The sequence below is a fragment of the Psychrobacter piechaudii genome (assembly GCF_900162825.1).
Classification (GTDB): domain Bacteria; phylum Pseudomonadota; class Gammaproteobacteria; order Pseudomonadales; family Moraxellaceae; genus Psychrobacter; species Psychrobacter piechaudii.
The window spans coordinates 1-12,573 of record NZ_FUGE01000045.1; the positions used below are offsets into that span (position 1 = coordinate 1).

Annotated in this window: 9 protein-coding genes and 2 pseudogenes; 5 read left to right on the forward strand and 6 right to left on the reverse strand. The window is 44.5% G+C overall.

Annotated elements, in window-relative coordinates; translation table 11 throughout:
• Positions 1-122 (reverse strand): helix-turn-helix domain-containing protein (locus tag A1019T_RS01175; protein ID WP_143514058.1); only part of this gene is annotated, 122 nt, incomplete at its 3' end.
• A 35-nt stretch (positions 123-157) separates the two neighbouring features.
• A pseudogene (locus A1019T_RS01180) lies at positions 158-382 on the reverse strand (RlmF-related methyltransferase); the annotation flags it as partial.
• 558 nt (positions 383-940) lie between these two features.
• On the opposite strand from A1019T_RS01180, the gene A1019T_RS01185 reads away from it, so the two are divergent.
• The 4 genes from A1019T_RS01185 (at position 941) to A1019T_RS01200 (ending at position 4,318) form a co-directional block, all read left to right on the forward strand.
• Positions 941-1,753: a crotonase/enoyl-CoA hydratase family protein gene (locus A1019T_RS01185; protein WP_077450055.1), complete on the forward strand. Its 813-nt coding sequence runs from the start codon at positions 941-943 to the stop codon at positions 1,751-1,753.
• Positions 1,754-1,922: 169 nt separating this feature from the next.
• Positions 1,923-2,870 carry an AEC family transporter gene (locus A1019T_RS01190; protein WP_077450056.1) on the forward strand — a complete coding sequence of 316 codons (948 nt, stop codon included), beginning with the start codon at positions 1,923-1,925 and terminating at the stop codon, positions 2,868-2,870.
• Positions 2,871-2,944: 74 nt separating this feature from the next.
• The gene (locus A1019T_RS01195; protein WP_208608006.1) at positions 2,945-3,097 is read left to right on the forward strand and encodes a hypothetical protein; all 153 of its coding nucleotides are present in this window, start codon (positions 2,945-2,947) and stop codon (positions 3,095-3,097) included.
• Between the two features lie 72 nt (positions 3,098-3,169).
• Positions 3,170-4,318 (forward strand): MalY/PatB family protein, encoded by a 1,149-nt coding sequence (locus A1019T_RS01200; protein WP_077450057.1) that lies wholly within the window; start codon positions 3,170-3,172, stop codon positions 4,316-4,318.
• Between the two features lie 146 nt (positions 4,319-4,464).
• Here the strand turns inward: A1019T_RS01200 and A1019T_RS01205 are convergent, their stop codons facing one another.
• From A1019T_RS01205 to A1019T_RS01220, 4 genes are all read right to left on the reverse strand, one after another.
• A complete protein-coding gene (locus tag A1019T_RS01205; RefSeq protein WP_244156484.1) occupies positions 4,465-6,378 on the reverse strand; it encodes a BCCT family transporter in 1,914 nt (637 codons plus the stop codon).
• A gap of 341 nt (positions 6,379-6,719) precedes the next feature.
• Positions 6,720-8,303: an FGGY-family carbohydrate kinase gene (locus tag A1019T_RS01210; protein ID WP_077450061.1), complete on the reverse strand. Its 1,584-nt coding sequence runs from the start codon at positions 8,301-8,303 to the stop codon at positions 6,720-6,722.
• Between the two features lie 369 nt (positions 8,304-8,672).
• On the reverse strand, positions 8,673-10,304 hold the full coding sequence (locus tag A1019T_RS01215; RefSeq protein ID WP_077450059.1) for a glycerol-3-phosphate dehydrogenase/oxidase: 1,632 nt from the start codon (positions 10,302-10,304) through the stop codon (positions 8,673-8,675).
• Between the two features lie 76 nt (positions 10,305-10,380).
• Positions 10,381-12,108 (reverse strand): FAD-binding oxidoreductase, encoded by a 1,728-nt coding sequence (locus A1019T_RS01220; protein ID WP_077450060.1) that lies wholly within the window; start codon positions 12,106-12,108, stop codon positions 10,381-10,383.
• A gap of 203 nt (positions 12,109-12,311) precedes the next feature.
• On the opposite strand from A1019T_RS01220, the pseudogene A1019T_RS01225 reads away from it, so the two are divergent.
• Positions 12,312-12,573 (forward strand): annotated as a pseudogene (locus A1019T_RS01225) (RNA-guided endonuclease InsQ/TnpB family protein); the annotation flags it as partial.

A 12,573-nucleotide genomic window follows, 5' to 3' on the forward strand; every position in this document is an offset into this window, starting at 1 on the left:
TTCTTTTTCCAACGCTGAATTGTCGTTGTACTGATTTGATATTCTTCGGCAAGCTCTCGATAACTGTAACCTTCGTCAAGCTTGTCTAATATCATTTGTCTGTAGTCTTTTGAATATGCCATCTTATCAGTGTATCTTATTTATGGGGCTATGACTATAAGGCTTTATTTAGGGTTAATACCGCATCAGCATCAGAGAAATTAATCGTCGCTTCACCACTAGGATTGGTGATAGTGTGCTTTGCAAGCTCAGGCAAAGCTTTGGTTAGCTTATCAAAATCGTAACGACCTTGATGCGGATTGCGAGGGTGCAGGGTACTGGCCGCTGGCTTACTGGTAGGAGTTTTATGCGGGGTATTTTTTGGGGTGATAGGTTGTGTCATAGGGATTAAAACTTATTCAGGTGATAGGGCGGATAATTGAAATAGGATGAGGGGTAAAAGAAAGGTTAAGGTAAGGTAAAAGAAGATACTGTCCATACCTTTGAACAAAATTGACCGTATTATTGATAATAACCGTTAATAAACCTCAATAACCGATAATACCCGGCAATACTCAACAATAACTAAAATTTAACTGTGCGTAATGTGTTTAAACCCTTCGAAGCCCTTTATTATCAAGGCTTGTAGAGGTTGCACATCCTGTGGATAACTATTTTTTAGGCATTATATCCACACTAAGAAAAAATAAAATATTGAATGAGATCAATAATTTATAGATTTTGTTTTTAATGATAACTTTGTTCGTCTGCCAAACTTTTTTAAAGGTTTTCAGCCATTTGGGGATAGTTTAACAGGTTTGTTGTAGCAACATAGATTGAAAATAAACAAATTGCCTATTTGCTAGGTTTGCTAAGCGTCTGGCATAGGATTATAGTTGACTTATAGGACACCGGTAGCGGCATGAGTCGCCACTGACTAACATATAAAAGGACAATAACAATGACCAGTAACAGTAACAATAGTGAGAGCAAGCAACCAAGCCGAATTAGCTACGCCACTGAGGGGTATATTGGCTTGATTGGCCTGAATCGTGCTGACAAGCGCAATGCCTTTGACAGTCATATGATTACCCAGTTATCACAAGCTTTAACCCGTTATGAGAACGACGAGACGCTGCGTTGTGCCCTTATATTTGCCCATGGTGAGCACTTCACTGCGGGGCTTGATCTAATGGAGTTACAAGACAAGCTAGACAAAGGGGTATTTGCTTTTGATAGTACCCAAATTGACCCATGGGGAATCAGTGGCAAGCTGCGTACCAAACCGGTGGTGGTTGCGGTACAAGGTATTTGCTTTACGGCGGGTATTGAGCTGATGTTGAATGCCGATGTGGTAGTCGCCAGTGAAGACTGTAACTTTGCACAGATGGAAGTACAGCGTGGCATCATGCCCTTTGGCGGGGCAACTGTCCGCTTTGTGCAGGCTGCTGGGTGGCAAAAAGCCATGCCTTATCTATTGACTGGAAAACCGTTTGATGCCGCTACAGCAGAGAAACTAAACCTAGTGAGTGAAGTAGTAGAGAAAGGTAAGCAGTATGATCGGGCTTACGAGTTGGCAGTTGAGATTAGCAAGGCCGCACCGCTAGGTGTTCAAGCCCTATTGGCTTCAGCACTTGATGGCGCTCGTAATGGGGCAGACAGTGCGCTGGGTAATATTCATAGCTTTTTACCGCCCCTGTTTTACTCTGAAGATGCCAAAGAGGGCGTAATGGCTATGGTCGAGCGCCGAGAAGCTCAGTTTAAGGGCCGTTAATCGAAGCCATATAATTATTAAAAAGCTGATTGATTATAATGGTTAGGTCAGTGGTTATTCGGTTTTAAAGACTCTGTGTTTCCTTTTTTTAAGCCCAGCTTTATTTATGCGAAGCTAATAAGCGTACCAAGCTGATTTCTCACCCTGATAACGAGCGGCAGTCTTATCTATGTTAGACATTCTCAATATTACCGCGCCGATTTTTATTATTATCGCACTGGGTTATCTAAGTGTTCGATTGCATCTGATTGACCCCAGCCATGCCAAAGGTATGGGCACTTTGGTGTTGTATATTGCCTTACCGGCACTGATGTTTAACGCCATTGCAGAAATGCCGTTTCAGCAAGTCATATCACCGAGCTATCTGCTTATCTATGCCGTAGGTTCAGTGTTGGCATTTGTGATAGGGGTTATGGTTACCAAAGGATTTTGGCGTCAAGATAATGTCTCTGCGGCCCTAAATTCTACGGCATTGGCGTATGCCAACAGTGCTTTTATTGGTTTTGCCGTATTATCTGCGGTTATCGGGCCGACGAAGGCAGCCACTTATTTATCCATGGTGGTGTTGATAGAGAGTTTTATCATGCTGCCGATGCTGTTTATCATGGCGGATATGAGCACTGATTCCGGTCAGTCTTTGGGTCAATTATTACTGCGTATTGCCAAAAACCTCTCTCGTAACCCGTTGATTATTGCCATTATCATCAGCGTGAGTTTCTCAATTTTTAGCATTCCTGTACCCCAAATCGCGGCCCAAACAGCACATATGCTTTCAGGCGTTGCCGCCCCTGTTGCCCTGTTTGTTATTGGTATGAGCCTATCTGGTCTAGAATTAAAAGGTGATTTACCTAAAATTACCACCATTGGCTTAGGGAAGCTTATTGTGCATCCCTTAATGATGTTAGTTGCCATTATGCTTGTCCCGAGCGCGTCAATAGAAGGCAAATATGTGGCCATGCTCTTTGCGTCTGCGCCGACCTTTTCAACCATTGCCATCATCGCTCAGCATTATGGTTTAGTTGAGCGAGTGTCGGCTATTGTTATTATCTCAACCATTGGCTCATTTTTTAGTATGAGTGCGGTGCTGATGTATTGGGAGAGGATGGTTGGGTTTTAGGGTAAACTGTGTTTTAAGCCATAATTGTGTATTTTAAAAAGTCATAGGCGTTGCTGAAAAATGTATTACACCAAATGACCCAATTATCAATATCGAAAGTAGAGTCATTTATCTTTAAAGCCAACCAAATCGGCAATGGTTTTTGCGATAAATTAGGCTTTACGGCTGGAGATGACCTCTATTACCGCTATTACGTATTGACTGAATTACAGCGAATCGATACCTAGTCGATAACGACACTAAACCTTTTTGGTTACCCAACTTTAAAAGAAAATCTCCCAAGTTATTAGGAACAATCCATGCAATATAATTTTGATGAAGTCATAGACAGAAGCAATACTGGATCAATCAAGTGGCATTATACAGATGACACCATCCCGCTCTGGGTAGCAGACATGGACTTCAAAGCGGCTCAGCCTATTTTAGACAGCTTACAGCGTGTTGTGGAACACGGTATCTTAGGGTATACCAAGCAAACCGATGGCTTATATCAAGCCATTATTAACTGGCACAGTAGCCGCTATGGCTTGTCGCTAACCGCAGAGCAAATTGTATTTTCGCCTGGGGTGGTGCCCAGCATTTCTTTAATGCTCAATCTGTTCACCGAAGTGGGCGATGCGGTGTTAATTAATGACCCGATTTATGCCCCATTTGTGACCAAGACCAAGTTGAATGGCTGTAAGGTTATCAGCTCAGCCCTGGTAGAAAAGCAAGGGCGTTATGAGTTTGATTTAGCGGACATGGAAGTCAAGATTAAGAAAAATAGAGTCAAGGTTTTCTTGCTTTGTAATCCGCATAATCCTGGGGGACGAGTGTGGACGGCTGATGAGCTACAGGCGGTATTAGAGCTGTGCAAAAAGTATCAAGTAGCAGTGGTCAGTGATGAGATTCATCAGGATTTGACTCTGAGAAGTCATACTTTCACCCCATTTTTAAGCCTAGCTAAGGGCTATGAGCACATGACTGTGGGCTTAACCTCGATGACCAAAACCTTTAACGTGGCCGGTATTAAAGGGTCGATGATCTTTGTTAAAGATAAGGCATTAGCCACGCAAATCAAACAGCAACAGCAATTAAATGATGAATATGAACTGAACTTATTTGCTTATACAGTAATGCAAAGTGCGTACGAGCAGGGCGGTGAATGGCTCGAGCAGGCGTTAGTTTATATCGAGAAAAACATCGACTTTACCCTACAGTATTTGGCCACTCATTTGCCAGATATTAAAGTCATGCGCCCTGAAGCTTCTTATTTAGTTTGGCTAGATTGTTCTGCGTATGCCGACGATGATAAAGCGCTGTACGATGCGCTGCGTGATGCTAAAGTAGAGCTGAATTCTGGTATTCAGTATGGTGAGGAAGGTCACTTAAAGTTGCGCATTAATGTGGCTTGCCCCCAGTCTATATTGGCTGAAGGATTAAGTAGAGTGAAGCAGGCTTTGGCTTAGCCTATAGGTCGTAAAAGGCTGTTTCAATTATAAAAAGCTAAGCATTAAAAAAGCTAAGCATTAAAAAAGCTAAACAAAAAAAGGTTGGATTAGTTTGCTAATCCAACCTTTTTACTGCTTTATTTTATGGTTAGGTGTTGAGAGCACTAACTGTCGTGTTTATTGAGTGCTTCTGCGTTTTCTTCTTCCTCATTTTCCTCACGCATCTGCTCCCACTCATCTTGTAGCGCCAAGATTGAGCCTTCAGGGGCTTCTGAAGTTACCCCTTCTTCCCAAGGGGCACTGTCTGCCAGCTCTTCAATATGAATCGTTTTTAAATAATAATCAGGCTGATAATGTAGGTCATAACGCGCCGCTTTTATCACCGATAGCATCATTAAAGACAGAATAATAATCAGTGGGGCACCAGCGATAATAGAGGCGGTTTGTAGCGTCGCTAAATCACCTAAGAACATTAAAATGGCGGGTAATAAGCAAAGAGTAAAGGCCCAGAACAAACGGTTCCAACGGTGCGGTTCATCGTCTACTTCTACTTGTACCACAGACGCCAAGATATAAGAGATCGAGTCGAAAGTGGTTGCGGTGAAAATAACCGCTAAGAAAGTAAATACTGCCACCACACCATAGGACATGGGTAGGCTATTTAAAATACTAAAAATAGCAGCAGTGGCCGATTCATTATTTAGGATATTAACCACATCCACGGTACCGGTCAGCTGTAAGTACAAGCCATAATTACCTAAGATAATCATGAACATTGCACAGCCTAACGAGCCATAAAACATCGAGCCTACCACCATGTTTTGAATGGTGCGGCCACGTGAGATTTTGGCGATAAACAGACCAATGGTAGGGGCAAATACCAGCCACCATGCCCAGTAGAATACGGTCCAATCTTGGGGGAAAGTAGTGTGCTTAAATCCAAAGCTTCCAAAGTCTTTGAAAGGCTCAACATAAGTCATCATCCGCGGCATTTCAGCAATCGAGCGGCCCAAAGCCTCAAGCCCAGTATTGAAAATAAAGACAGTTGGTCCTGCAATAAGGATGAATAATAGCAGCGCCACGGCTAAGTAGAAGTTGATATTCGATAGTTTTTGAATCCCGCCTTTTAGACCTTGATAGGCACTATAAGCGAAAATTAAGGTGGTCACAAACAGCACCACCAATTGCATGGTAATGTTGCGCGGTAAGCCAAATAAGTTATATAGACCTTCGTTAATTAACGGAGAGGCTAGACCTAATGTCGTTGCGCCACCGCCCACCATACCGAATACAAATAGCACATCGAGCATCTTCGCCCAATTGCTTCCTGCCAACTTCTCACCCAATAAAGGCATTAGGGTTTGACTTACCTTTAGTACTGGAGTTTGACGCACATAATAAAAATAGGCAATGGGGACAGCGGGCACTAGATAAATGGCCCAAGCCACCGGTCCCCAGTGGAAAATGCCGTAGGTCGTGGCCCAACGGATGGCATCCGTTGATTCAGCAGCAATACCAAACGGGGGCGCTTGGTAGTAATAGGCCCATTCAATAAGGCCCCAATATAGAATACTGGCCCCAATACCGCCACAGAACAGCATCGCTGCCCAGGAAGTATCTTTAAACTCTGGGGTGTCCTCGGGGCGACCGAGTTTGATATTACCAATGTCAGAGAAGACGATGTAAATCACAAATATCATCGCCAAAATACCAAAGGCCAAATAGGCAAAGCCGAAGTTGGTGGTGACAAAGCTACGGGCAATTTCCACCCAGTCTTTACCTTGCTCTGGGAAGAAAATTAAGGGAATACAGATGCCTAATAAAATCACCAAAACCATGCCGAAGGTAAACTTATCGATACGAGTATCGGGCTCGTGATCGGGACGGCGCTGAGTGATGTTCATTGGCGCATTGAAGGTGCCTAGACGAGGCGGTCGTCTATGCTCGTAACTGCTTCGAATAAAATCGGGAAGATACTCTTTTGATGAGCTATATTGCGAGTGGCTGCTTGAGCTGAGGTTCTTTTTGACCCCACGCTCTGTGTCGTTACTCCGGTTATTACTACTGGAGTTAGTCATATTGCCTCTCCTGAATGGTTATTAGCGCTAAGGCTCTTTAATAAAACTTAATAGGTAGCGCTATATTAACACAGTCTATTAATTTTATAGGAATGCCCAAACGACTGATAAACAATGGCTGGATAACAGGAGAGGAGAGAAGCGGTAGTCAGCTTATCTATTATTTTGACCACCGATTACGCATAAAGGTTAGTAAATAAAATAACACAGTGGTAATAAGGCTGAGTATGGCTATATAAGACAGGTCTTGTCCCAACTTTAATAGCATATTAAGCAAATAGTTGAGAATAAAGACGACAATAAAAAACACAATTAAATGGGTAATTTTCATGAGTAGGGTCTTATGGTAAAAGGGGGTATTTTTTTGGATAGCCGGTAATGTCCTGAATGCTATGATATAAGGGCTTTAAGCGCTCATACATCTTCAGATAAACCTCATTGTACAGGCGTTTATAAAGCGCAACATTTTCAGGGATGGGCAAAAACTCATCGCCCAAATGGGTCATTGCGTCAACTGCGGTAGCATAATCTGGATAAACGCCGAGGCCGACGGCACAGTTTATGGCAGCCCCCAATCCGGAAGCCTCATAAGTATGAGGGCGGTAGGCGGGCATGGCAAAAATATCTGCGGTTAGCTGCATCGCTGCATCGCTTTGAGACCCACCTCCAGAGACACGAAGGTGCTTAATGGTTTGGCGAGTGCGCTTCTCAATGGTATCAAACCCAAGTTTTAGCTCATAAGCCAACCCTTCCAAAATAGCCCGGTAAACATGGGCTCGGGTATGCACATCACCAAAACCAATCAAGGCGCCTTTGCCTTCAAGTCCAGGGTGACGCACGCCAGGTGACCAGTACGGCTGCAGCATCAATCCCATGGAGCCGGCAGGAATGCCTTTAACCGCTTGATCCAATAAGTGTTCAGTATCAATGCCTTGGGTCTTCGCCAGCTGTGCCTCGTAATGGGCAAACTGCTCTTTAAACCAGCTGACCATCCAAAATCCGCGGTAAATCATATACTCATGGTTATAGTAATTTGGGGCTGCTGCCGTATACGCGGGCATGTGTTTTATCACCTCGATATAACGGGTTGAGGTGGTATTAATGGTGGCCGTGGTGCCAAAACTTAGGCATGCGGTATCAGTGGATAAGCCGGCGCTTCCCAAGGCTTCACAAGCCTTGTCACTGGCCGCTGCAATCATCGGAGTGCCCTCAGGAATACCCGTGGCTGCCGCCGCTTCGGCAGTAATATGACCTAATTTCTGCCCAGGTGAAACCAGTCTTGGCATATGCTCAATGCGGCAGCTGAATAAGCGCCACTTAAAATTACTGGGCTTCATCCACTGTTGTGCCTTGTAGTCATAAGGCAAGTAGCCGGTGTTCTGACCCGATGAGTCGACCAAATCATCGGTCAGCTTATAAGTCAAATAGGCCGATAAGTTGACATAATGAGCAGTCTTAGCCCAAATCTCAGGCTCATGACGAGATAACCAGTTACAGCGTGCTTTTTTCTGAGCCTCTTCTGCCAACTCCCCCATACCCACCATTTTGATGAGGGGGTCAAAAACCCCCAAATCATTGGTCTCTCCTTGGCGAAAATCTATCCAAACGATGGCTGGGCGTAGGGGCTGTTTGTCCTTATCCAGACAAATCATGGTATAGCGTTGAGTAGTCAGACTAACCCCGGCAATTTGCGAGGGCTTGATATCACAGTTTTGCCATAATTGTTGACAGGCCTCACTAAGCTTTTGCCAATAGTAGGAAGCATGTTGCTCAGCAAAGTTGGCTTCAGTAGAAAAGTAAGGCTCAATAGGAACACGCACCTTAGCAATTTCAGTACCAAATTGATCAAAGATTAATGCTCTAACGCTTTGGGTACCATTGTCTATGGCCAATAAATAAATCGGGGTTTCGTCTGTAACGCTCATAATGTGCCACTCGGTCATTAATTAGAAAATTGGCTTTGGGATATTGAAATAAAAAATATCCCCTGGCTAGCCTACATTTCTGGATAGAGTCATCATAGGGTTTAGCTAGGATTGAGGGCAGGGAGAAGGTAGGGGAGCCTCGTTATTAGGTTAAAACATCAACCTGTCAGGTTAAAAGGCGGATAATGCTTATTGCTAACCTTAAAGGTCCCTAAGTACTCAATCCTTTGAGAAACTTTATCCTTTATGACTATAGTTATAAATTAGGGCGGTCAGAGAGTCAACGACTTACTACATAATATAAGTTACTGTAAATTATGACTCTAAGCCCGCCTATCACTCACTGTCAAAGTTTTTAATATTGACGGGTTAAGCTGCCGGTAAATGGTAGTAATTTTGCCAAAGGGCTTTATAACGGTCGACTTCTTGTTGCCATTTTTGTTGATCCCAGCCAAGCTCCGTCTGACAAATTTGTTGCAGTTTGTCGGTTACGGAATCTATCATGGCTCCTTGCGGTAGGATAAGACCTAGACGGGTACGACGCAGTAATAAATCATCAAGATGAATAACTTGCTCATAACGTGCCGCAAATCTGAGCTCTGCCCACAACGTATTGCTGTCAGCGACAGGGACAAGCTCTTGAGGATCGGCAAGCTCAAGCAACTGATCTAGTTGACGGCCATAAAAACCTTGCAAGCGATGCTGTAATGGCGCCGGTAATTGAGCAAATTTGTCATTGCTCGGCAGCGGATTGCCAAAGACGGCATCATCTATGGCCACATTATTGTCGATAGGTAACACCTGTTGACAGATTTCAAGCACATCTAAGGCGATAAGACGGAAGGTAGTTAATTTACCGCCACTGACTGTTACTAAATTGTTGTCTAACCACACGCTGTGATCACGTTTTTCTTTACTGGGACTAACCCGTTTACCATCACCGCCTTCAGAAATCAAGGGACGAACCCCTGCCCAAGTACTGATGATGTCTTCGCGGCTCAACTCGGTATGATCAAACAGCCCATTGACTGCTTGTAATAGATAATCGACTTCTTCATTGGTGATACCGACTTCTTGCTCATCAAGAGGTGGGTGATCTAAGTCCGTGGTACCAATGACGGTTCTGTTTTCCCAGGGAAAAACAAAAAGCGCTCGCTTATCAACCGGATGCAGTAAAGTAAAGGCCTGTTCAATCGGCAGTCGCTCTTGGCTAATAACCAAATGGCTGCCCCGAGACGGACGAATTTGTTTATGAAAGTCGCTGGATGTCTTAGATAAGGCTTTCAGACGCAAATCATCAGCCCAAGCGCCCGTAGCGCTAACCACCACTTTGGCATAAACTTCATAAGTTTCACTGCGCTGTGGGGTAGAAGTATCCACCAACCTTGCGCCGACTACTAAACCTTGGTCATTTTTTAACAATTCCTCAGCTTTAAGATAGTTGATGGCCTGTGCCCCATCGTGTATCGCCTCAGCGAGTACTCGCATTACCAAGCGTGAGTCATCAGTAACCGCATCACTAAATTGACTGGCACCCAGTAATTTATCTTGTTTAATGCCAGGATTTAACGGCGAAAAAGCGTCTTTTTTAAAGTATCTAAAATAATGCTTTCCGGCTAATTTATCATAGACCCTAAGCAGACTATTAAACATCCAAGGTGGCGGAAACTTACCTTTATAATGCGGCATCATGTAATGCATTTCATTAACCAGGCCCCCCGCTTCTTTCAGCATACGTTCGCGCTCACGGACACTGAGGACCGTGGTCTTGTAATCTCCGGAAGCAATATAGCGTAGCCCACCATGAACCATTTTACTAGAGCGACTCGAGGTGCCCCAAGAGAAGTCTTTTTGTTCAATCAACAGCACCTGCAGGCCACGTTTGGCGGCTTCTCGAGCAATACCTGCCCCCGTAATACCACCGCCAATAATTAACATATCCCACGGCTCAGTACGCGAAAGGGGCGTTAAAGCGTGTTGACGTTGCTGTGTCTGGGTCATGAGGGCTCCTCGTCAGTGTTTGGCAAATGGTATTACTGGTTATTTATGCCGCTAGTGCAGGCTTTAGTCTTGCAACTTAGTCCTCTAACAAGCATCCTGGATTCATACGCTGCTCAGGGTCTAAGCTCTGCAACATGTCTTGGGTAACCTGTAGACCTAGCTCGCCTTTTTCAGCTATTAAATAGGGGGCATGGTCACGGCCTACACCATGTTGATGCGAAATAGTGGCTTTGCCGTTGGCGACACTGGTGCTGGCGTCGTGCTTAATCTTCTGCCAACGCTGTAGCGTCTCATCATGGTTTTTAGCGGCTCTAAAGAAATAGGTGGTGTATAAGCTTGCACCCTGTTTATAAACATGCGAGATATGGGTGAATGCCATGACTTGTTCGCCGCGATCTTTTAGCGATTCACGAACCGCCTTTTCCATAGCAGCCATCTGCTGGTCAATGTTGGTCCAGTTGGTCGAGGTCTCAAAGGTATCAACCATGATGCCTTTTTCCCATAAAGTGCCCCGCAAATACGGGAATTTAAAGCGGCCATGAGCCCATATTGACCCCATTAATTCTGCTAACTTGCCACTAACACCGCCATTTTGTTTTAACAGTTTTTTAAACTGAGCCAATGCCAGTGCATTTTGGTCTTTGTTACCGGTTACGCCATAAGTTAGCATCACTTTATCAGAGCCTAAGCCTTTAGATCTTAGGTAGGCAGTAATGGCTAAAAACTGACTGCGCGTGGGGCCTAAATGCAGATGCGCATTGGTCTCAGTGGCATTACTTAGGCGTAGCATAGATAGGCCAACGTTGTTTTGAACCGCTTGTTTTAATACCGCTTTCCCAGCTTCCCAGTTGGGCAAAAAGGCCACTTTAAAGAGCTCTTGCTCAGGCTGAGGCTGTACCCGCATTTTGACTTCGGTAAAGATACCGGCACGGCCTTCGGTGCCCATCATCATCTCACGCAAATCAGGACCGGCAGAGGAGGCAGGAATATCGAGTATGGTGAGCTTACCTTGAGGGGTAACCAAGGTACCGCCAGCGAACATTTGTTCGATACGGCCATAGCCTAAAGACTGCTGACCGCTTGAACGGGACGCAATCCAGCCCCCTAAGGTAGACAATTCCCAAGACTGTGGATAATGTCCCAATCGGTAGCCGCGATTATTGAGCTGCGCTTCCACAGCAGGCCCTTGGGCACCGGCTCCAAAGGTAGCAATTTGGCTTTCTTCATCTAAATCAATCAGTTTGTCCATATGGCCGGTGGCAATCGTTAATACCGGACGAGGGTCTTTTGGTGGATTGATGTGACCAGCCACAGAAGTTCCGCCACCGTAAGGGATAACTACTAGGTCGTGTTCACTGGCTAAGGCCAATAGCTTTGCGACATCTTCGGTGGTTTTTGGCATGGCGACCCCATCTGGGAAAACACCAAAGTCACCACTGTGCATGGCGATCCAATCGGCGAAGCTTTGGCCACGCGCATGTCTGACACGCACTTCGTTGTCAGTAGAGACCATTGCTAATTCGGTTAAGGCCGTAGGCAGGCGTGAGGGAGGAACTGTGTTTAATACCGACTCTAGGCTAACAGAGGACAGTTTTTGAGTTTTACCAATATGGGATTTAATCAGCTTAGCCCCATGAGGTGAGACCGCTTTATTGATATTAATATTGCCCCAACCATTCCATCGGGTCTGTTCTTTGGGGGTGTTGCTTGTAGTAGGAAAGTCTAAAGCAGGTTGATCGGTCTTGCTTGCAGTTGACGTATCAGAAGCGGTGACTTTACGAAGAAGGGAGGTGATTTTACTCATAGGGATATAACCTTTCCATTTGTTATAGGCATGATTTAAATAATATATTTCTAATTGTTTGTAATCAATACAACACAATAAACTATTTATCACCAGTCGCCGTAAAACCACCCACTTCAGGGGGTGGATATAAGGCGACACACACTGTCGTAAGAAGCCGTTAAAGGGTTGTAAGCTAAAATTAATCTTGCCATACTAAGCATATGAAAACCCTCAAGCTACGCATTAAAGACAAGCACATAAAAGAGCTGAATCGTCTAAGCGGTTCGGTAAACTTCGTGTGGAACTATGTCAATGCGTTAAGTTTTGAGCATCTAAAACGTACCGGTAAGTTTTTTAGTGCTTATGATCTAAGTGAGTACACCAAAGGAAGTGGCGAGTATTTAGGATTACACAGTCAGACCTTACAGGCTATCAATGAGACTCACGCTAAATCACGTAAACAATTTAAAAAAGCCAAACTTA